The sequence below is a fragment of the Pseudomonas sp. R11-23-07 genome (assembly GCF_003852295.1).
Taxonomy (GTDB): Bacteria; Pseudomonadota; Gammaproteobacteria; order Pseudomonadales; family Pseudomonadaceae; genus Aquipseudomonas.
In genome coordinates, this window is sequence record NZ_CP027761.1 from 565,791 (window position 1) to 586,894 (window position 21,104).

Here is a 21,104-nt window from a genome sequence, read left to right on the forward strand (position 1 = left end):
GGGATAACCCTGGCATCCGAGGTGAATTTTCTTTATCGTCACCGCCCTTTTAAAAAGCCCGAGAAATCAAAATGTTAGAAGCATCCCTCAGCCAACTGGAACAACTGGTCAACGACCTGGTACAGCAGAACCAGGACCTGCTGAGCAGCAACGAATCCCTCAAGGCGCAGCTGGCCCAGGCCAAGGACGAAAACGACAGCCTGCAACTGAACCTGATGGAACAGGAAGAAAAGCATGGCGCCACCGCCGCCCGCATCCAGGCACTGGTTGAGCGTGTGAGCGCAGGGCCTGTCAGCGCATGAATGAAGGGATAAAGGTCGTTTCGATTCTCGGTGAGGATTACTCGATCAAGGCGCCGGCCGGGGAAGACCAGACCCTGATGCACGCCGTGACCATGCTCAAGGCTTCCCTGGCCACGACCAAGAAAAAGTACCCGACCCTGATTGGTGACAAATTATTGGTATTGGCCGCGCTGAACCTGTGCGCCGAGCAGATCGAAATGCAGCAGGCCCATCAACAGGAACTCGACCGTTACCAAGAGCAAGTCAGCGCCACGGTCGAAGTGATTTCCAAGGCGATCCAGCCTTAGAACCACGCATCCTGCATCCCCAGGCACGTATCGTCGCGTGCCTCCAGAATCGCCAGTTCATGATGGCAGCTTGGTACTTCCCAGGTCAGGAAGTACCGGGCGGCCTGGAGCTTGCCTTTATAGAAGGCCACATCGGCCGCATTGCCCTTGGCCAGACCTTCTTCGGCGCGAATCGCCTGTTCCAGCCAGCGCCAGCCAATTACCGTGTGCCCGAACACTTTCAGGTACAGCGCCGAGTTCGCCAGGCTGCTGTTGACCTTGCCCTGGGCGAGATCGCTCAGCAGGCCGAGAGTCACGCTTTGCAGGCGGTTGACCAATTGCTCCAGCGGTTCCCTTAGTGCGGTGAGCGATGGGTATGGCTGCGCCCGAGCACCTGTCTCGGCGATCAGTCGAATCAATTGCTTGAGGCCGGCCCCGCCGTTCTGCGCCAACTTACGCCCAAGCAGGTCCAGGGACTGGATGCCATGGGTGCCTTCGTGGATCGGATTCAGGCGGTTATCGCGGTAATACTGCTCGACCGGGTACTCGCGGGTATAGCCATGGCCGCCGAGAATCTGGATCGCCAGTTCGTTGGCCTTGAGGCAGAACTCCGACGGCCAGGATTTGACGATGGGGGTCAGCAGGTCCAGCAACTCGTGGGCTTGTTTGCGTTCGGTTTCGCTTGGCAGGGTGGTGGTGTCGTCGAACAGGCGTGCGGCGTACAGGCCCAGGTCGAAGGCGCCTTCCACGTAGGCTTTTTGGGTCAGCAGCATACGTTTGATATCGGCGTGCTGGATGATCGATACCGGCGCGGTGCTCGGGTCTTTGCTGTCCGGCAGGCGGCCTTGCGGACGTTCGCGGGCGTATTCCAACGAGTAGAGATAGCCCGCGTAACCGAGCATCACCGCGCCCATGCCGACGCCGATCCGTGCCTCGTTCATCATCTGGAACATGCAACTCAGGCCCTGGTGCGGTTTGCCCACCAGATAGCCGACACAGTTGCCGTTATCGCCAAAATTGAGTGCTGTAGACGTCGTGCCGCGCCAGCCCATCTTGTGAAACAGCCCGGCCAGCAGTACATCGTTGCGCTCGCCCAGGCTGCCGTCAGCGTTGACCAGGAATTTGGGCACGATAAACAACGAAATGCCCTTCACCCCGGCCGGTGCATCGGGCAGCTTGGCCAGCACCATATGCACGATGTTTTCCGACAGCGGATGGTCGCCGCCGGAGATGAAGATCTTGTTGCCCTTCAGCCGATAGCTGCCGTCAGCCGCAGGCTCCGCGCGGGTACGAATATCCGACAGGGATGAGCCAGCGTGCGGCTCGGTCAAGGCCATGGTGCCGAAGAAGCGGCCTTCGATCATCGGTTGCAGGAAGCGTTGTTTCTGCTCCTCGGTGCCGAAACTTTCGATCAGGTTGGCGGCGCCCATGGTCAGGAACGGGTAGGACGTTGATGCCGCGTTGGCGGATTGGAAGTGAGCGAAGCAGGCTTGGGACAGCAGGGTCGGCAACTGCATGCCGCCGGCCTCGAAGCTGCGGGCGGCATTGAGGAAACCGGCTTCCAGGAAAGCATCCACCGCCGGTTTCACTTCCGGAATCAGAATCGCCTTACCGTCTTCGTAGCGCGGTTCGTTCTCGTCGTTCTTGCGGTTGTGAGGCGCGAAGTACTTTTCGGCAATGTTGCGCGCTGTGCTGATGGCGGCGTCGAAGGTTTCGCGATTGTGCTCGGCAAACCGCTCGCGCTGGGTCAGGCCCTCGGCATCGAGGACTTCATACAGCTCGAAAGCCAGATTGCGGGAACTGAGCAGCGTCTCGGACATGGCGGCTTACCTTTGAGGAATTGCCGTGAGTCTAAGTGCGCGAATAGAGGCTGGATAGCAAGATTGATCTGGGTGATGGACGAGCAGAACTCGGAGAGAGGGAATTGAAATGCAATCAAATGTGGGAGGGGGCTTGCCCCCGATAGCAGTGTATTTAAGATCGTTCCCACGCTCTGCGTGGAAACGCCTCTCTTGACGCTCCGCGTCACGCTTCTGGACGCAGAGCATCCTTGAGCTGCATTCCCACGCGGAGCGTGGGAACGATCAGCCCCCTCCCACATTTTTTTTACCGCGTTTAACCGATGGTCATCAGGCTGGCATTGCCGCCGGCAGCAGCCGTGTTAACGCTCAACGCCCGCTCGATCACCAACCGCTCCAGGGCAATGGATGTCTCGCCCTGGGACAAACCATGCACCCCAACAATCGCCCCACCGCGCTGCGCCACTTGCTGGCACACCGCACGCAGCTGGTCGGAATCACCGTGATGCAGGACAGCGTCGAACACCACGTCCTTGGTCCAGTCGGCCACGCGCTTGATCTTCGCCTGAATATCTTTCGGCAGGCGTGGGAACACGGCCTTGGTCAGTTCGGTTTCCGGCCATACCGCAGAACCGCCTACCGCCAATACCGCAGCGAGTTGGGTCAGCAGGTCACCTTCCACTTCCGCCAGGCACAGCACGTGTTCACGCGGCAGGATCGCATAGCTGTTGCGCTCGCCGGTCGGGCCGGCCAGTTGGCGAGTGATACCGCTTTGCGACTGGGCGGCGAATTGGCTGCACAGGGCGCTCAGTTCGCTGAAGTTGTGGCTGTCGGCCCAGGTTTTCAACGCGGTCAGCGGTTGGCTCATGGCGTCGCGCAGGCGCAGGTCCGGTGCGGTCAATGCGTCGCCACGTACGAAGGATTGCTCGATCGCATCGGTAGGACGAGTCGACAGCAGGCGGTACAGGTACAGCGGGCCACCGGCTTTCGGGCCGGTACCCGACAGGCCTTCGCCGCCGAACGGCTGCACGCCCACTACGGCACCCACGATGTTTCGGTTGACGTAGACGTTACCGGCATTGACGTTGTCGATCACCTTGGCGATGGTCTCGTCGATGCGGGTGTGCACGCCCAGGGTCAGGCCGTAGCCGGAGGCATTGATCTGGCCGATGAGCTGGTCGATCTCTTTGCGCTTGTAGCGCACCACGTGCAGCACCGGGCCGAAGATTTCGCGTTGCAGTTCGTCGAAGCTTTCCAGCTCGATCAGGGTGGGCATCACGAAGGTGCCACGCTTGATCTCTTCGCCGTCGGCAATCGCCACCTGGTAAACGTTGCGGCCTTTGTCGCGCATGGCCTGGATGTGCTTCTCGATGCCAGCCTTGGCTTCGGCGTCGATCACCGGGCCGATATCTACCGACAGGCGTTCCGGGTTGCCCAGGCGGCATTCCGCCATGGCGCCCTTGAGCATTTCGATGACGCGGTCTGCCGAATCTTCCTGCAGGCACAACACGCGCAGCGCCGAGCAACGTTGGCCGGCGCTGTCGAAAGCCGACGACACCACGTCAATCACCACTTGTTCGGTGAGCGCCGAGGAATCCACGATCATCGCGTTCTGGCCGCCGGTTTCGGCGATCAGCGGAATCGGACGGCCCTGGGCATCCAGGCGACCGGCGACACTGCGTTGCAGTAAGCGTGCAACCTCGGTGGAGCCGGTGAACATCACGCCTTTGACGCGATCATCACCGACCAGGCGGGCACCGACGCTCTCGCCCTGGCCCGGCAGCAATTGCAGCACGCCTTGCGGGATGCCGGCTTCGAGCAGGATGCGCACGGCCTGGGCGGCGACCAACGGGGTTTGTTCGGCGGGTTTGGCCAGCACCGGGTTACCGGCAGCCAATGCCGCCGCCACCTGGCCGCTGAAGATCGCCAGCGGGAAGTTCCAGGGGCTGATGCACACCACCGGACCCAACGGGCGGTGGGCGTCGTTGGTGAAATCATTACGCGCCTGCACCGCGTAGTAGCGCAGGAAGTCCACGGCTTCGCGCACTTCAGCGATGGCGTTGGCGAAGGTCTTGCCGGCTTCACGGGCCAGCAGGCCCATCAATGGCTGAATCTCGCCTTCCATCAGGTCGGCGGCGCGCTCCAGGATCGCGGCGCGTTCGGCGGGCGGGGTGGCCTGCCAGATCGGCGCGGCGCTGATGGCGCACTGGATGGCATTGTCGACGTCTTCGACGGTGGCCTCCTGAACGTGACCGACCACATCGCGCACGTCGGACGGGTTCAGCACCGCTGCAGCCGGTTGTTCGCTGGCGGCGCAACCGAGCATCGGCGCGGCTTTCCAGTTGTTGTGAGCGGTGGCCAGCAGGGCGCAGGACAGCGATGCCAGGCGATGCTCGTTGGCCAGGTCGATACCGGCCGAGTTGGCGCGGTCGCTGCCGTACAGGTCACGCGGCAGCGGGATACGCGGGTGCGGCAGGCCGAAGCCGCCTTCCACCGTCGCCATCTGCTCGATGTTCGCCACTGGATCGGCCACCAGCTCCTGAATCGAGATGGAGTGATCGGCGATGCGGTTGACGAACGAGGTGTTCGCACCGTTTTCCAGCAGGCGACGTACCAGGTACGCCAGCAGTGTTTCGTGAGTGCCGACCGGTGCGTACACACGGCACGGACGGTTCAGCTTGCCTTCGGAAACTTTGCCCACCACTTGTTCGTACAGCGGTTCGCCCATGCCGTGCAGGCATTGGAACTCGTACTGGCCGGGGTAATAGTTCTGACCGGCAATGTGATAGATGGCCGACAACGTATGGGCGTTGTGCGTGGCGAACTGCGGGTAGATGGCTTCCGGCACCGACAGCAGTTTGCGTGCGCAGGCAATGTAGGAAACGTCGGTGTACACCTTGCGGGTGTACACCGGGTAGCCTTCCAGGCCCTCGACCTGGGCGCGCTTGATTTCGCTGTCCCAGTACGCGCCTTTGACCAGGCGGATCATCAGGCGGTGGCGGCTGCGGCGGGCCAGGTCGATGACGTAGTCGATCACGTAGGGGCAACGCTTCTGGTAGGCCTGGATCACGAAACCGATACCGTTCCAGCCGGTCAGTTGCGGCTCGAAGCACAGGCGCTCGAGCAGGTCCAGGGACAACTCGAGGCGGTCGGCTTCTTCGGCATCGATGTTCAGGCCGATGTCGTATTGCTTGGCCAACAGGGTCAGCGACAACAGGCGCGGGTACAGTTCGTCCATCACCCGCTCGTACTGCGCGCGGCTGTAACGCGGGTGCAGGGCGGAGAGCTTGATGGAGATGCCTGGGCCTTCATAGATCCCACGGCCGTGGGACGCTTTGCCGATGGAGTGAATGGCTTGTTCGTACGAAGCCAGGTACTTCTGGGCGTCGTGTTCGGTGAGGGCGGCTTCCCCGAGCATGTCGTAGGAATAGCGGAAACCCTTGGCTTCGAACTTGCTCGCGTTGGCCAGGGCTTCGGCGATGGTCTCGCCGGTGACGAACTGTTCACCCATCAGGCGCATGGCCATGTCGACGCCCTTGCGGATCATCGGCTCGCCGCTTTTGCCGATGATGCGGCTCAGGGACGAGGTCAAGCCTGCTTCGTTATGGGTCGCGACCAGTTTGCCGGTCAACAGCAGGCCCCAGGTAGCAGCATTGACGAACAGCGACGGGCTGTTGCCCAGGTGGGGGTGCCAGTTGCCGGTGCTGATCTTGTCGCGAATCAGCGCATCGCGCGTGCCTTTGTCGGGGATGCGCAGCAGCGCTTCGGCCAGGCACATCAGCGCCACGCCTTCCTGGGACGACAGGGAAAATTCCTGCAGCAGGCCCTGAACGATACCGGCACGGCCGCCAGCGCTTTTCTGGTTGCGCAATTTTTCGGCAATCGTGGCGGCCAGCTTGTTGGTGGCTTCGGCCATCTCTACCGGCAGGCGCGCCTGCTCGATCAGCATCGGCACCACTTCCGGCTCGGGGCGACGGTAAGCGGCGGTGATCGAGGCGCGCAGTACCGATTGCGGCAGGATGCTCTCGGCGAACTCAAGGAAGCACTGGTGGGCGTGGTCATGCTGGACTTCGCCGGCGTCGTCGGCATCCTTGCTGCCCGAACCGTTGAGCTCGGAAAGGGTTGCGCCACCCTCGAGTTTCTCCAGGTAATTGAAAATTGCCTGTTTGATCAGCCAGTGCGGCGTGCGATCAATGGAGGACGCGGCGGCCTTCAGGCGCTCGCGGGTCGGGTCGTCGAGTTTGACCCCAAGGGTGGTCGTAGCCATTTTCTTATCCTCATGGGTGCCACTACCGAGTGGCATCTGCTGGCGGCAAGATTAGCCTCGCCCATGAAGAGGTGCAACCGGGTGCAACCCTTTTTATTCAGGAAATTTCCGACGGTTGATCGGAAAAATTCCGGCCTTCTCTCGAATCAACTTCTTGTTGGTGCATTTGCTTCTGAGGTTGACTGTTCTTGCTCCGAAAAGGAGCAAAAACCCGGTGTTTGTCCTTAAAACCGCGTAGGTGCAACTTATTCGCGAGAAACTGGTTGCACCTTATTTGCTTTGTTGAATAGCATTCGCGCACCAAGGTGCAACCACTTCCACAGGTCGGTTCATCGGCTGGCGGCTTTCCTGGGGAAACGCCAGTCATAAATGCGCGGCAGGCAGCATCGTTTACCCGGTTAACCACCGGTAGCGGGCTGATTGACCGTCGCTACATAAAAACAAAGCCAGGGCGTCACTTCTATGAGCGTTAGTAATCCCACCCTGATCACGTTCGTGATCTACATCGCAGCAATGGTACTGATCGGCTTGATGGCCTATCGCTCCACCAATAACCTTTCCGATTACATCCTGGGCGGCCGCAGCCTCGGTAGCGTGGTGACCGCTTTGTCCGCCGGCGCTTCCGATATGAGCGGCTGGTTGTTGATGGGCCTGCCTGGCGCAATCTACATGTCGGGCTTGTCGGAAAGCTGGATTGCTATCGGCCTGATCGTCGGTGCCTACCTCAACTGGCTGTTCGTGGCCGGCCGCCTGCGCGTGCAGACCGAACACAACGGCGACGCCCTGACCCTGCCGGATTACTTCTCCAGCCGCTTCGAAGATAAAAGCGGGCTGCTGCGGATCATCTCCGCTGTGGTGATCCTGGTGTTCTTCACCATTTACTGCGCCTCCGGCATCGTGGCCGGTGCCCGCCTGTTCGAAAGCACCTTCGGCATGTCCTACGAGACTGCGCTGTGGGCCGGTGCCGCAGCGACCATTGCCTACACCTTTGTTGGCGGTTTCCTGGCGGTCAGCTGGACCGATACCGTGCAAGCCACACTGATGATCTTCGCGTTGATCCTGACGCCGATCATCGTACTGCTGGCGACCGGCGGCGTGGACACCACCTTCCTGGCCATCGAAGCCAAGGACCCGACCAGCTTCGACATGCTGAAAAACACCACCTTTATCGGCGTTATCTCGCTGATGGGCTGGGGTCTGGGTTACTTCGGCCAGCCGCACATCCTCGCGCGGTTCATGGCGGCGGATTCGGTGAAGTCGATTGCCAATGCGCGTCGCATCTCCATGACCTGGATGATCCTGTGCCTGGGCGGCACCGTGGCGGTGGGCTTCTTCGGCATCGCTTACTTCTCGGCGCATCCTGAGGTGGCCGGTCCCGTGACCGAAAACCCTGAGCGCGTGTTTATCGAACTGGCCAAGATTCTGTTCAACCCATGGATTGCCGGTGTATTGCTGTCGGCCATCCTGGCGGCTGTCATGAGTACCCTGAGCTGCCAATTGCTGGTGTGCTCCAGCGCCCTGACCGAAGACTTCTACAAGGCATTCCTGCGCAAGGGCGCGTCCCAGCTTGAGCTGGTGTGGGTCGGTCGCCTGATGGTGCTGGCGGTAGCCTTGATCGCCATCGCCATGGCCGCCAACCCGGAAAACCGCGTACTGGGCCTGGTCAGCTACGCCTGGGCCGGTTTCGGCGCCGCGTTCGGGCCTGTGGTGCTGATCTCGGTGATCTGGAAAAACATGACCCGCAACGGCGCACTGGCCGGCATCCTGGTCGGCGCGATCACCGTAATCGTGTGGAAGCACTTCGAAGTGCTGGGCCTGTACGAAATCATCCCAGGCTTCATCTTCGCCAGCCTGGCGATCTACTTCGTGAGCAAGATGGGTGCACCGACGGCTGGTATGGTCGAGCGCTTTGATGCCGCGGAAAAAGACTACAACCTCAACAAGTAATACAGCCGGGCGTTGATCGCCTGGTATTCGAAAAGAAGGCCCACGTCCTATGGATGCTGGGCCTTTTTTTATGAAGAAAAAAAGCCCTGCGCAGGATTTCGGCACTGTCGATGTAGGACGTTACTTATTTGCCGGCACAGCGCTCGACTCGGCAAACGGCTGAGGCAGAATCGCTCACCCACCCTTCGCAGAGAAACACCGGATGTTCGCTCCTGCCAATCAAAGTGCCTTTAACCTGACCCTGGACGGGGAGCCTTATGATCTCAAGGTTCATGGGTTCATGGGCGACGAATTTATCAGCCTGCCCTTTCGCTTTGACCTTGAGTTGGTGAGCGAGCGACCCGATCTGGACCTCGATGGCCTGCTGCACCGTCAGGCGTTCCTCGGGTTTGACGCTCAGGGCCACGGTATCCATGGCCGAGTTTACCGGGTCGCGCAAGGCGATTCGGGCAAGCGGCTTACCCGTTACCAGATGACCCTGGTGCCGCAGTTGGCCTATCTGGAGCACAGCACTCACCAGAGGATCTTTCAGCAGAAAACCGTGCCGCAGATCATTGCTCGGGTGTTGGAGGCCCAGGACATTCAGGGTGATACCTTCGTGTTCCGCCTGAGCGGAAAATATCCCGAGCGTGAGTACTGTGTTCAGTTCGACGAAACCGATCTGCAGTTCATTCAGCGCTTGTGCGTTGAGTCGGGCATTCACTATCACTTTCAGCACAGTCCCGAGCGTCACCTGTTGGTGTTTGGCGATGACCAGAGTGTGTTTGGCCAGCCGGACCAGGTCACCCCCTACCTGGCCGGTTCCGGGATGGTGGCCGAGGCCCCTGCGATAAAGCGCTTCATCCTGCGGCTGAAAACCCGTACCGCCGGCGTGAACCTGCGGGCCTACGACTTCAAAAAGCCCAGCCTGGTGTTGGAAAGCACGGCCTCCAGCGGGCAGCACCTGCCCCTGGACGAGCAACGTTACCCTGGAAACTTTACCGATCGTGCGCATGGCAAGTACCTGGCACAGCGTGTGTTGGAGCGTCATCGCAGCGACTTTCGCCAAGCCAGCGGCATCAGCGATCAGCCGGCCTTGGGCACTGGGCGGTTTCTGAAGATGGCTGGCCACCCGCGTCAGGAGTGGAATGACCTGTGGCTGGTTACCCAGTTGCACCACACGGGGCAACAATCGCAAGTGTTGGAAGAGTCTGCGCCTGACACCTATAGGGATGACTTGCCTGCGGGTTACAGCAACGATTTTGTAGTGACGCCCTGGGATGTGCCGTTTCGAACGCCTCTGATCACGCCCCGGCCGCACCTATCCAGCTACCAGAACGCGGTGGTCACCGGGCCTGTCGACAGTGAAATCCATTGCGACGAGTACGGTCGTGTCAAAGTGCAGATGGCCTGGGACCGCGACGGTGAGCACAACGATCATTCCAGCTGTTGGCTGCGCGTGGCGAGCGGCTGGGCCCATGACCGTTATGGGGCGGTGCTGATCCCGCGAGTCGGCATGGAGGTACTGGTGGGTTTCGTCGATGGCGACATGGACATGCCGCTGGTCATGGGTTGCCTGCCCAACGCGGCGAATCGTTTGCCCCTCGACCTGCCGGCGGACAAGACCCGCAGTATTTTTCGCAGCCAGAGCAGCCCTGGTGGCGGAGGCTACAACGAACTGCGCATCGAAGACCGCAAGGGCGCCGAGGAAATCTACCTGCGCGCTCAGCGCGACTGGACCCAGCATGTATTGCATGACCAACAGGTGCAGGTCGATAACCAGCGCCGGGTGAGGGTGGGCGGCGAATCGCACCATGAGTTGCAGGGCGAAGAGCAGCGCATTACCCATGGCAACCGCCTGACGGAACTCAAGCAGGATGACCACCTGGTGGTCGGCGGTTCTCAGCACATGCGTGCCGGTCGCACCCTTCAGTTGGCGGCCGGGCAAAGCATTGTTATCGACGCGGGAGCCAGCGTTACGATTCAGGCGGGAGGGCAGTCGATCACGCTGTCGGCGGGCGGTATTTTCAGCAGCGTGCCGATCCAGCTTGGCGGGGCGCCAGCCCCTGCGGCGGCGCCCTTGAAGCCGGGCTTGAAGGAGGCAGCACTGGCGGCGGTCCCGCTCCCTCTGAGCCCTGTGCAGATTGAGAGCCTGAAACGCAGCGCGCCTTTTTGTGAAGAGTGCGAACGCTGCCGTGACGGGCAGTGCAGTATCCCCGAGCATGCACGGAGTGTTTCTTGATGCAGACGCCCATGGACCCCAGCACCTGGCTGGCGCAGTTCCCGCTGCTTGCCGGTGAGCGAATCTTTGCCGTGCTAGGCACTACCAGCGACGCCAAGCCATTTGCCGCCTGGCAAGCCATGACGGCAGGGCCGGCGCCGCACGCGATCTGGGCCGGCACGGCCTACGACGCTTGGGATGAGGTGATGCCTTACGTGGGCATCGTCGAGTCGGGCAGCGCATTTCTCGATTGGGTCGCCACTGTGCAAGCCGTGGATTGGGGTTGGCTGGCGGTGTCCTCCAGCCCGTTGGAAACCGTAGTTGCCCATCTGCAAAGCTTGACCAAGGTGTTTATGCCCAATGACCAGGCGGTGTTCCTACGCTTCTGGGATGGCGCTCAGTTTCAGCCGATGTGGCAGCAATTGGGTGACGAGGCAGGGACGGTCTTGCCGGTGTTTGGACGTTATCTGATCAATGGTCAGCCGCTGACGGTGGCGACTGGCCCGATCACCCCTGCCAAGCCCTGGCCCTGGTGGCGAGTGCCTGAGCCGTTGCTCAGGCACCTGGCTGAGCGGTCGCCGCAGGTACTGGTCGACAACCTGTTGCAATGGTTGCAAGAGCAGCGTCCTGATGTGTATGCCGCGTTCACGCCGGCCACCTTGCAGCACAAGCTCGCCTGGTTCGCGCGCAGGCCGGGAGTCAACCATGCAGCGCTGGCCGATTACCTCGCTGCGCAGTTGAGTTAACAAAAACACCAGCCGCCATGCGGCCCTGCACCTTTGCGCCGGTAGAAGGTAAACTTCGCCCCCTGCGCAGGAGCAACCATGAATTATCGTCACGCCTTTCACGCCGGCAACCACGCCGATGTCTTCAAACACCTGACCTTGACCCGCCTCATCGCCTTGATGTCGCGCAAGGAGCAGCCGTTCGCCTACCTCGATACCCACGCCGGCATTGGCCTGTACGACCTGCAGGGTGACCAGGCCAACCGCACCGGTGAATACCTGGAAGGCATCGCCCGCCTGTGGGGCGCAGACGACCTGCCGCCGCTCACTGCTGATTACATGCGCGTGCTGCACGAAATGAACCCGGATGGCCAGTTGCGCTACTACCCAGGTTCGCCGGAACTGGCGCGGCGCCTGACGCGTCCCCAGGACCGTGTACTGCTCAACGAAAAGCACCCGGAAGACGGCGTGTTGCTCAAGGACAACATGAAGGGTGATCGTCGGGTCAAGGTGCACCTGGGCGAAGGCTGGCACGTACCGCGCGCCCTGTTGCCGGTGCCGGAAAAACGCGCGCTGATGCTGATCGACCCGCCGTTTGAAAAGCTCGATGAAATGCAGCGTTGCGCGGCGTCCCTCAAGGAAGCCGTCAGCCGCATGCGCCAGACGGTCGCGGCAATCTGGTACCCGGTGAAAGATCCGCGCATGTTGCGCCGCTTCTACCAGGACCTGGCCGGCACCGGTGCGCCGAAACTGTTGCGCGTAGAGCTGCTGGTGCATCCGCTGGACACGCCCAACACCCTGACCGGCTCAGGCCTGGCAATTGCCAACCCGCCGTGGGGCCTGGAAGAGGAGCTGCGTGAATTGCTGCCGTGGCTGTCCAGGCAACTGGGCCAGACTCAGGGCGGGTGGCAGATGGATTGGCTCATCGCTGAATAGCCTATTTCAAGCCAAACACAAAACCAGTGTGGGAGGGGGCTTGCTCCCGATAGCGGAGTGTCAGTCAGTGCATCTGTCACTGGTACACCGCAATCGGGGGCAAGCCCTAATGCCAGTCAGTTAAGCGTACACCACCGTCTGTAGGAGCGAGCTTGCTCGCGAAAAACTCACAGACACCGCGTTTATTCAGGAAGCACGCGTTATCGTTGACGTTTTTCGCGAGCAAGCTCGCTCCTACAAAAAGCCTTAACTGACTGGCTTTAGGGCAAGCCCCCTCCCACATTTTGAGCTGTGTTGCCCCTTTATATCGGGCAGGTCACGCCGGTGCCGCCGATGCCGCAGTAACCCTGGGGATTCTTCGCCAGGTACTGCTGGTGATACGCCTCGGCGAAGTAAACCGTCGGCGCTTCGTCGATTTCGGTGGTGATCTCGCCCAGGCCGGCCTTGGTCAGCTCTTGCTGATAAGCCTCGGCACTGGCTTTGGCCGCCGCCAGTTGCTCCGGCGTGGTGGCATAGATCACCGAGCGGTATTGGCTGCCGATATCGTTGCCCTGGCGCATGCCTTGGGTCGGGTTGTGCAGTTCCCAGAACATCTTCAGCAAGTCTTCGTATTTCACTTTGGCCTGGTCATACACCACCAGCACGACTTCGCTGTGGCCGGTCAGGCCTGAGCAGACTTCTTCGTAGGTCGGGTTCGGCGTGAAGCCGCCGGCGTAGCCGACCACGGTGCTGACCACCCCGTCGCGCTGCCAGAACTTGCGCTCTGCGCCCCAGAAGCAGCCGAGGCCGAAGATCGCAAAACCGACGTCGTCGGTAAACGGGCCCAGCAGCGGGTTGCCGTTGACGAAATGCGTCTCCGGCAGGTTCATCGGGGTTTCACGGCCAGGCAGAGCTTGTTCTTGAGTAGGCAGCACGTTTTTGTTCACCAGAATTTCCGAGCGCAAGACCATGATCAGTCCTCTCGTCAGGTTGATTAGCAGTAAATGGTCAGACAGCCAGTGTGCCCGAGTGTTACAGCGCTGTCAGGCGATTGGCCCGCGTGGATAGCGTTTAAGCTTCTCCAGCAGCTCTGCGCCGGGGATTGGCCGGTCGAACAGGTAGCCCTGGCCCACGTCGCACCGATGCCGGCGCAGGAACGCCAGCTGCGCGGCGGTCTCGATGCCTTCGGCCACCACCTTCAGCTTGAGGTTGTGGGCCATGGCGATGACCGCCGAGGTGATTTCCATGTCGTCCTGGTTATCCGGGATTTCGTGGATAAAGCTCCGGTCGATCTTAATGATGTCGATGGGGAATTTTTTCAAGTAGCTCAGCGACGAATAACCGGTGCCGAAGTCATCCATGGCCAGGGTCAGGCCAAAGCTCTTCAGTTGGTCCAGTTGCAAGCGCGTGTCTTCGGTGGCCTCCAGCAGCAGGCCTTCGGTCAGCTCCAGCTCCAGCAGATTGGGCGGCAACTGTTCTTCCTTGAGAATCGAGGCGATCGAGGCCACCAGGTCCGGGTCGGAAAACTGTTTGGGCGACAGGTTGATCGCTACCTGCAGATTACCCAGGCCCGCCGCTGTCAACTGCCGACTCATGCGGCACGCCTGGCGCGCGATCCATTTGCCGATGGGGATGATCAAACCGGTCTCTTCGGCCACGCTGATGAACTGGTCGGGGCGGATCATGCCCTTTTCCGGATGGTTCCAGCGCAACAGCGCTTCCATACCCAACAGGCGGCCACTGCGCAGGCACAGCTTGGGCTGGTAGAACACATCAAGCTCGTTCTGGGTCAGGGCGCGGCGCAGGTTGTTTTCCACGAACAGTTTGTAGCTCGCTTCGGCATTCAGGGCTTCGGTAAACACCTGCACCTGGTGTTTGCCGTTGGCCTTGGCCTTGTGCAGGGCCAAACCGGCGTTGCGCATCAGGGTCTGCGGGTCGCGGCCGTGCAGCGGTGCGCAGGCCAGGCCTACGGAGCCGGTCACGCTGATCAATTGGTTGTCGACGAACATCGGCTTGTCGAGGGTGGCCAGCAACTGGCTGGCGACCTGCTGGCCGGTCTCCAGGTCGGCATCGTCCAGCAACACCGCAAACTCGTTACTGGCAAAGCGCGCCAGGCTGCCGCCGCTGCTCAGGCTGTTGCGTAGACGACGGGCCAGGCTGATCAACAGCTTGTCCCCGGTCTGGTGCCCGAGGCTGTCGTTGATGCGCTTGAAGTTGTCGATGTCCACCAAAAGCAGGCTGATCGGGCTGTCGCTGTCGCGGGCAAAGCGCTCGTCGAGGTTGCGGATGAAGGCCGGGCGGTTGCCCAGGTTGGTCAGGTTGTCGGTGTAGGCCAGGCGTTCGATGCGCTGTTGCGCCAGCTTGGTCTGGGTGATGTCTTCGTAGATGCCGATGTAGTGGGTCAACTCACGGTTGTCGCCATACACCTTGGAAATCGACAGCTGGCCCCAGTAGGGTTCGAGGTTTTTGCGTCGGCTTTTGAATTCACCTTGCCAGCTGTTGCTCTTGGCCAGGCTCGACGGCGCATCGAACAGCAACTCGCTGAGGTTCTCCAGGGCCGGCAACTGTGCCAGGCGGTGGCCGTGCACCTCTTCGGCGCTGTATTGGGTGATCGCGGTAAAGCTTGGGTTGACGTACTCCACCACGCCATCGCAATTGACCAGCAGAAAGGCATTGGCACTTTGTTCCACGGCACGCTGGAACAGGTGCAGAGCGCTGGTGGCGGTGCGGCGGTTGTGGTTGTTGATGACTTGGGCGAACTGGTCCGCCAACTCGCCGGCAAAGGCGATTTCATCGGACTGCCAGGCACGCGAACTGCCGCTTTGCTCCAGGCACAGCACGCCGACGACCTGGCCATCCACCCGGATGCTCGCGTCGAGCATGGCGTGGATATCCTTGGCGAACAGGCTTTCGGCCATTTCCCGCGTACGCGGGTCGCGCAGGGCATTGGTGGCATCGATCGCGCGGCTGCTGTGCAGGGCTTCGAGGTAATCGGGGAAACAACTGGCGTCAATCGCTTCAGGCAAATGGTATTGCTGATCGGCGCGGTGATAGGCCGAAATCGGCACCAGGCGCTGGCCTTCCAAGTTCCAGATGCTGGCGCAATCAATCTGGTAGATGTCGCAGGCGCTGCGGGTGATCAGTTCGGCGGCTTCTTGCAGCGAATTGGGTGTGGTGTAGCGTTGGCGGGCCAGGAGCAGGATCAACTCCTGCTGGGCGCGTACCCGCTCCAGGTGCTGCAGTTGTTCCTGTTGCGCGCGCTGGTTGAGTTCCAGGGCGATTTGCAGGCGGCTGTTCTGGTTTTCCAGGTCGGCGGTCGGCAACGTGGCGGGAATTTCGCTGAACAGGCCATCAACCACCATCAGGTAGCCGCGCAGCAGGTGGCGATTGTGTTGTTTGTAGGCCTCGCCCATTTCCAGCAGGCTCAGCGGGCCATCGTTGGTGTGCAGGGTGTAGCGCACCAGGTAGTGGGGGCTGAGGCTCAGTTGCTGCTGGATCGCGTCGTGCAGTTGATAGCGTGCCTGGGGCTCCATCAGGCTGGCGTACGGCGTGCCGATCAGGGCGCAGAGTTCGACCGCCGGCAGGCCGAATTGGCGCTCGCAATTGGGATCGAGGTAGAGCAGCGCCCAGCTTGCCTCATTAAGCCGCTCGAAACGCAGCATACCGAGGCGCGAAGGCACCGGTAATTGCGTCACTACCTCGGCCGCCGTTCGGGCGACATCGGGTTGGCTTTTCATGGGGGAAACTCGCTTGGAAAAATGCGCACGGCGCCGGGCTCACGCCCTCTTTACTGTTGCCTGCGGCAAGGTTGCATCATGCGGCACGCACTGACAAGAGAGGATGAAGGCTAAGTGCTATAACCCTGTTATCGGCCACGCAGGGCGTTTCTGCAGTCGAAGTGACGGAAGGTGTACAAGCCTGTCCTATGTATACAACAAACGGGCAAAAAAAGCCCCGCCAAGTGGCGGGGTTGAGGTACGAGCGTGGCGCTCGGAAATCGGTGCGGCAAAGGCCTCCCGCTCAGGGGAGGCCGCTGCGGCTTACAGCAGGATGGTGCGGATGTCGTTCAGCAGCTGGCTCAGGCGCTGGGTGAAGCGTGCCGCCGCCGCGCCGTTGATCACGCGGTGATCGTAGGACAGCGACAGTGGCAGCATCAGCTTGGGCTGGAACGCTTTACCGTCCCAGACTGGCTGGATAGTTGCCTTGGACACACCCAGGATCGCCACTTCCGGCGCGTTGACGATTGGCGTGAAGCCAGTACCGCCAATATGCCCGAGGCTGGAGATGGTGAAGCACGCGCCCTGCATGTCGTCCGGGGTGAGCTTCTTGTCGCGGGCCTTGGCGGCCAACGCAGCAGCCTCGGCAGCCAGTTGCAGCAGGCTCTTCTGGTCGACGTTCTTGATGACCGGTACCAGCAGGCCGTCAGGCGTGTCTACCGCGAAGCCGATGTGCACGTACTTCTTGCGAATGATCGCCTTGCCGCTTGGCGCCAGCGAGCTGTTGAAGTCCGGCAGTTCCTTGAGCAGGTGCGCACAAGCCTTGAGCAGCAGAGGCAACACGGTCAGTTTCACGCCGGCCTTCTCGGCCACGGCTTTCTGCGCAACGCGGAACGCTTCCAGGTCGGTGATATCGGCCTGATCGAACTGAGTTACGTGCGGGATGTTCAACCAGCTCGCGTGCAGACCTGCCGCGCCGATTTGCATCAGGCGGGTCATCGGCACTTCTTCGATTTCGCCGAAACGGCTGAAATCCACGGTGCGGATCGGCGGAATGCCCGAGCCACCGGTAGCGCCGCCGGCAGCTGGCGCTTCCTTGGCTTTCTGCATCATGGCTTTGACGTAAGCCTGCACGTCTTCCTTCAGCACACGGCCGTGAGGGCCGCTGGCCGAGACGGCGCCCAGCTCGACACCGAACTCACGGGCCAGCTGACGCACGGCAGGGCCGGCATGAACCTTGGCACCGCTTGGCGCAGGCGCGGCGGCAGGAGCCGGTGCAGCTTCGGCTTTGGCAGCCGGGGCAGGAGCAGCAGCGGCCGGAGCCGCTTCAGCCTTGGCCGCAGCCGGAGCGGCGGCAGGTGCTGGAGCAGCAGGCGCAGCGCCTTGTACTTTCAGCTTGAGGATGAAATCGCCAGTGCCGACTTCGTCTTCCAGCTTGACCCCGATGCTTTCCACCACGCCGGCAGCCGGCGATGGGATCTCCATGGAGGCCTTGTCGGACTCCAGGGTGATCAGCGACTGGTCGGCTTCGACGGTGTCGCCGACCTTGACCAGCAGCTCGATGATCTTGGCCTTGCCCGACGAGCCGATGTCCGGAACGTGGATGTCCTGGACGGTGGCGGCGGCAGGTGCAGCGGCCGGGGCTGGAGCAGCCTCGGCAGCAGCAGGCTTTTCAGCAGCCGGCGCAGGTGCAGCGGCAGCAGGAGCCGCCGCAGGGGCCGCATCAGCGGCACCTTCGATTTCCAACTCCAGCAGTTCGTCGCCTTCTTTCAGGCGGTCGCCCAGCTTCACTTTCAGGCTTTTGACCACGCCGGCCTTGGGAGCAGGGATTTCCATGCTCGCCTTGTCCGACTCCAGGGTCAGGATGCTCTGGTCGGCTTCGACGGTGTCGCCAACCTTCACAAACAGCTCGATTACTTCACCTTCACCGCTGCCGATGTCAGGTACGCGAATGAGTTCGCTCACAAAAAATCTCCTCAGCAGTTCAGTGGGTTGCGTTTTTCCGGGTTGATCCCGAACTTGACGATGGCGTCAGCCACCACCTTGGGTTCGATCTCACCACGGTCAGCCAAGGCTTCCAGGGCTGCCAACACCACGAAGTGACGGTCGACTTCGAAGAAGTGACGCAGCTTCTTGCGGCTGTCACTGCGGCCGAAACCGTCGGTGCCCAGGACTTTGAATTCCTTGGACGGGACCCACTGGCGAATTTGTTCAGCAAACAGTTTCATGTAGTCGGTAGAGGCGATGACTGGACCCTTACGGCCGGCCAGGCACTCTTCGACGTAGCTCAGTGCAGGCTTCTGGCCCGGGTGCAGGCGGTTGCTGCGTTCCACGGCCAGGCCGTCGCGACGCAGTTCGTTGAAGCTGGTAACGCTCCACACGTCGGCGCCGACGTTGAACTCGTCACGCAGGATCTTCGCCGCTTCACGCACTTCGCGCAGGATGGTGCCGGAGCCCATCAGCTGTACGTGGTGCGCCGCTTCCTTGGTGTCTTCTTCGAGCAGGTACATGCCCTTGATGATGCCTTCCTCGACACCGGCCGGCATGGCTGGCTGCTGGTAGGACTCGTTCATCACGGTGATGTAGTAGAAAACGTCCTGCTGCTCTTCGGTCATCTTCTTCATGCCGTCCTGGATGATCACCGCCAGCTCATAGCCGTAGGTTGGATCAAAGGTGCGGCAGTTCGGAATGGTGGCAGCCAGGATGTGGCTGTGACCGTCTTCGTGTTGCAGGCCTTCGCCGTTGAGCGTGGTACGGCCGGCGGTACCGCCGATCAGGAAACCACGAGTACGGCTGTCGCCTGCGGCCCAAGCCAGGTCGCCAATGCGCTGGAAGCCGAACATCGAGTAGAAGATGTAGAACGGCAGCATCGGCTGGTTGTGGCTGGAGTACGAAGTACCGGCAGCGATGAAGGAGCTCATGGCGCCCGCTTCGTTGATGCCTTCTTCGAGGATCTGGCCCTTCTTGTCTTCCTTGTAGAACATCACCTGATCTTTATCGACTGGCTCGTAGAGCTGGCCGACGGAGGAGTAGATGCCCAACTGACGGAACATGCCTTCCATACCGAAGGTACGGGCTTCGTCCGGGATGATCGGCACGATACGCGAACCGATTTCCTTGTCCTTGACCAGCTGCGCGAGGATCCGCACGAAGGCCATGGTGGTGGAGATTTCGCGGTCGCCCGAGCCGTCCAGGATAGCCTTGAGGGTATCGAGTGGCGGCGTCGGGATGCTCATGCTCTTGGCGCGGCGTTGCGGCACGAAACCGCCCAGTGCAGTGCGACGCTCGCTGAGGTAGCGGGCTTCGGCGCTGTTCGGCTCAGGCTTGAAGAACGGCAGGTTCTCCAGCTCTTCGTCCTTGACCGGGATGTCGAAGCGGTCGCGGAACAGCTTCAGGCTGTCGACGTCGACTTTCTTGGTGTTGTGCGCGGTGTTCTTCGCTTCGCCGGCACCGGTGCCATAACCCTTGATGGTCTTGGCCAGGATGACGGTTGGTTGCTCTTTGTGGTTGACCGCTTCGTGGTACGCCGCGTAGACCTTGTACGGGTCGTGGCCGCCACGGTTAAGCTTCCAGATCTCGTCGTCGGACAGGTCGGCAACCATCGCCTTGAGTTCAGGCGTGTTGAAGAAGTGTTCACGCACGAACGCGCCGTCTTTGGCCTTGTAGTTCTGGTACTCGCCGTCGATGACTTCGTCCATGCGGCGTTGCAGGATACCGTCGACATCCTTGGCCAGCAGCGGGTCCCAGAAACGGCCCCAGATGACTTTGGTCACGTTCCAATGCGCACCGCGGAACACGCCTTCAAGTTCCTGGATGATCTTGCCATTGCCGCGAACCGGGCCGTCGAGGCGCTGCAGGTTGCAGTTGATGACGAAGATCAGGTTGTCCAGCTTCTCGCGGCCGGCCAGGGAGATGGCGCCCAGGGATTCCGGCTCGTCGCACTCGCCGTCACCCAGGAAGCACCAGACTTTCTGCTTGCCTTCGGGAATGAAGCCACGGGCTTCCAGGTACTTCATGAAACGTGCCTGGTAGATCGCCTGGATCGGGCCCAGGCCCATGGATACGGTCGGGAACTGCCAGAAATCAGGCATCAGCCAAGGGTGCGGGTAGGACGACAGGCCCTGACCGTCGACTTCCTGGCGGAAGTTGTTCATTTGCTCTTCGGTGATGCGACCTTCCATGAACGCACGGGCGTAGACGCCTGGCGAGGTGTGGCCCTGGAAGTAGATCAGGTCGCCGCCGTGTTCGTCGGTCGGGGCCTGGAAGAAGTAGTTGAAGCCGATGTCATACAGGGTTGCGCTGGAAGCGAAGCTGGAGATGTGACCGCCCAGGTCCGAATCCTTCAAGTTCGTGCGCATTACCATCGCCATGGCGTTCCAACGTACCAGCGAGCGAATGCGGCGTTCCATGAACAGGTCGCCAGGCATGCGTGCTTCGTGGGTAACGGGGATGGTGTTGCGGTATGGCGTGGTGATGGCGTAAGGCAATTGCGAGCCGCTGCGGGTCGCGAGTTCGCCCATACGGGTCATCAGGTAATGAGCACGGTCTTCGCCTTCTTTGTCGAGAACCGATTCCAGGGCGTCCAGCCATTCCTGGGTTTCGACGGGATCGAGGTCTTGCATGGCTTGCTCCAGGGCGGAAAGGCTACCAGAATCGGTTGCCTGAAGTTTGCGACTGGCCTTGTGGGCAGACGACATAAATTCTTGGATGGCCGAAGGTTGCTTCGGCGTCCTGTAGTTTTACTACAAATCGTCGGCCATTTCAGCCTTTCGAATGTATATACGAGTAGTAAAACTACACAAGACTGAGCGTATGGCTCGGTCTGGCTGGTGAGCATAATCGTTATTGTTGGTCTATTGCGAACAAGAAAAGGTGAAAGTTTGATGTTGCCTGCCAAGATTAATTTAATTTCAGCTATTTCTAACTTTTGTTCGACAGTCCTTCATCGAGCATGGCTCCTGCGTTCA

The 21,104-nt window shown here is 60.9% G+C and carries 12 protein-coding genes; 6 read left to right on the forward strand and 6 right to left on the reverse strand.

Translation table 11 applies throughout. The annotated features are described in order from the left end of the window. The first annotated feature begins 71 nt into the window (after nucleotides 1-71). Both C4J84_RS02400 and C4J84_RS02405 read left to right on the forward strand, forming a co-directional pair. Entirely contained in the window at nucleotides 72-302 is a 231-nt protein-coding gene (locus C4J84_RS02400; protein ID WP_124360957.1) for a hypothetical protein, read from the forward strand. Next, the gene (locus tag C4J84_RS02405; protein WP_057724383.1) at nucleotides 299-589 is read left to right on the forward strand and encodes a cell division protein ZapA; all 291 of its coding nucleotides are present in this window, start codon (nucleotides 299-301) and stop codon (nucleotides 587-589) included. The genes C4J84_RS02400 and C4J84_RS02405 overlap by 4 nt, the downstream gene beginning before the upstream one ends. On the opposite strand, the gene C4J84_RS02410 is transcribed toward C4J84_RS02405, so the two are convergent. Together C4J84_RS02410 and putA are read right to left on the reverse strand one after the other, a co-directional pair. After that, nucleotides 586-2,388, reverse strand: a complete 1,803-nt coding sequence (locus tag C4J84_RS02410; protein WP_124369342.1) for an acyl-CoA dehydrogenase — start codon at nucleotides 2,386-2,388, stop codon at nucleotides 586-588. The two genes, C4J84_RS02405 and C4J84_RS02410, sit on opposite strands and share 4 nt — an antisense overlap. Before the next feature lie 295 nt (nucleotides 2,389-2,683). Beyond that, on the reverse strand, nucleotides 2,684-6,634 hold the full coding sequence (gene putA, locus C4J84_RS02415) for a trifunctional transcriptional regulator/proline dehydrogenase/L-glutamate gamma-semialdehyde dehydrogenase (RefSeq protein WP_124369343.1): 3,951 nt from the start codon (nucleotides 6,632-6,634) through the stop codon (nucleotides 2,684-2,686). A gap of 462 nt (nucleotides 6,635-7,096) precedes the next feature. Here putA and putP point away from each other — a divergent pair, with 462 nt between their 5' ends. The 4 genes from putP to C4J84_RS02435 all read left to right on the forward strand — a co-directional run bounded on the left by putP (nucleotide 7,097) and on the right by C4J84_RS02435 (nucleotide 12,442). After that, nucleotides 7,097-8,581: a sodium/proline symporter PutP gene (putP, locus tag C4J84_RS02420; RefSeq protein WP_124369344.1), complete on the forward strand. Its 1,485-nt coding sequence runs from the start codon at nucleotides 7,097-7,099 to the stop codon at nucleotides 8,579-8,581. Between the two features lie 202 nt (nucleotides 8,582-8,783). Beyond that, nucleotides 8,784-10,802: a type VI secretion system tip protein TssI/VgrG gene (gene tssI, locus C4J84_RS02425; RefSeq protein WP_124434866.1), complete on the forward strand. Its 2,019-nt coding sequence runs from the start codon at nucleotides 8,784-8,786 to the stop codon at nucleotides 10,800-10,802. Beyond that, on the forward strand, nucleotides 10,802-11,527 hold the full coding sequence (locus tag C4J84_RS02430; protein WP_124369346.1) for a DUF4123 domain-containing protein: 726 nt from the start codon (nucleotides 10,802-10,804) through the stop codon (nucleotides 11,525-11,527). The genes tssI and C4J84_RS02430 overlap by 1 nt, the downstream gene beginning before the upstream one ends. A 78-nt stretch (nucleotides 11,528-11,605) precedes the next feature. Further along, nucleotides 11,606-12,442, forward strand: coding sequence for a 23S rRNA (adenine(2030)-N(6))-methyltransferase RlmJ (locus C4J84_RS02435; RefSeq protein ID WP_124369347.1), 837 nt, complete (start codon nucleotides 11,606-11,608; stop codon nucleotides 12,440-12,442). A 302-nt stretch (nucleotides 12,443-12,744) separates the two neighbouring features. Here the strand turns inward: C4J84_RS02435 and msrA are convergent, their stop codons facing one another. The 4 genes from msrA to aceE form a co-directional block, all read right to left on the reverse strand. Further along, nucleotides 12,745-13,392 carry a peptide-methionine (S)-S-oxide reductase MsrA gene (msrA, locus tag C4J84_RS02440; protein WP_124360964.1) on the reverse strand — a complete coding sequence of 216 codons (648 nt, stop codon included), beginning with the start codon at nucleotides 13,390-13,392 and terminating at the stop codon, nucleotides 12,745-12,747. A 72-nt stretch (nucleotides 13,393-13,464) separates the two neighbouring features. Continuing rightward, entirely contained in the window at nucleotides 13,465-16,158 is a 2,694-nt protein-coding gene (locus C4J84_RS02445; RefSeq protein WP_124369348.1) for a bifunctional diguanylate cyclase/phosphodiesterase, read from the reverse strand. Nucleotides 16,159-16,461: 303 nt separating this feature from the next. Then, nucleotides 16,462-18,102 (reverse strand): dihydrolipoyllysine-residue acetyltransferase, encoded by a 1,641-nt coding sequence (gene aceF, locus C4J84_RS02450; RefSeq protein WP_124369349.1) that lies wholly within the window; start codon nucleotides 18,100-18,102, stop codon nucleotides 16,462-16,464. Between the two features lie 11 nt (nucleotides 18,103-18,113). Then, a complete protein-coding gene (gene aceE / locus C4J84_RS02455) occupies nucleotides 18,114-20,759 on the reverse strand; it encodes a pyruvate dehydrogenase (acetyl-transferring), homodimeric type (protein ID WP_124434867.1) in 2,646 nt (881 codons plus the stop codon). Between the last annotated feature and the right edge of the window lie 345 nt (nucleotides 20,760-21,104).

Bases quoted from the DNA above. Each gene is read 5' to 3' on its own strand.
- C4J84_RS02400 (WP_124360957.1), top strand. From the start codon at position 72: ATGTTAGAAGCATCCCTCAGCCAACTGGAACAACTGGTCAACGACCTG.
- C4J84_RS02405 (WP_057724383.1), top strand. From the start codon at position 299: ATGAATGAAGGGATAAAGGTCGTTTCGATTCTCGGTGAGGATTACTCG.
- C4J84_RS02410 (WP_124369342.1), bottom strand. From the start codon at position 2,388: ATGTCCGAGACGCTGCTCAGTTCCCGCAATCTGGCTTTCGAGCTGTAT.
- putA (WP_124369343.1), bottom strand. From the start codon at position 6,634: ATGGCTACGACCACCCTTGGGGTCAAACTCGACGACCCGACCCGCGAG.
- putP (WP_124369344.1), top strand. From the start codon at position 7,097: ATGAGCGTTAGTAATCCCACCCTGATCACGTTCGTGATCTACATCGCA.
- tssI (WP_124434866.1), top strand. From the start codon at position 8,784: ATGTTCGCTCCTGCCAATCAAAGTGCCTTTAACCTGACCCTGGACGGG.
- C4J84_RS02430 (WP_124369346.1), top strand. From the start codon at position 10,802: ATGCAGACGCCCATGGACCCCAGCACCTGGCTGGCGCAGTTCCCGCTG.
- C4J84_RS02435 (WP_124369347.1), top strand. From the start codon at position 11,606: ATGAATTATCGTCACGCCTTTCACGCCGGCAACCACGCCGATGTCTTC.
- msrA (WP_124360964.1), bottom strand. From the start codon at position 13,392: ATGGTCTTGCGCTCGGAAATTCTGGTGAACAAAAACGTGCTGCCTACT.
- C4J84_RS02445 (WP_124369348.1), bottom strand. From the start codon at position 16,158: ATGAAAAGCCAACCCGATGTCGCCCGAACGGCGGCCGAGGTAGTGACG.
- aceE (WP_124434867.1), bottom strand. From the start codon at position 20,759: ATGCAAGACCTCGATCCCGTCGAAACCCAGGAATGGCTGGACGCCCTG.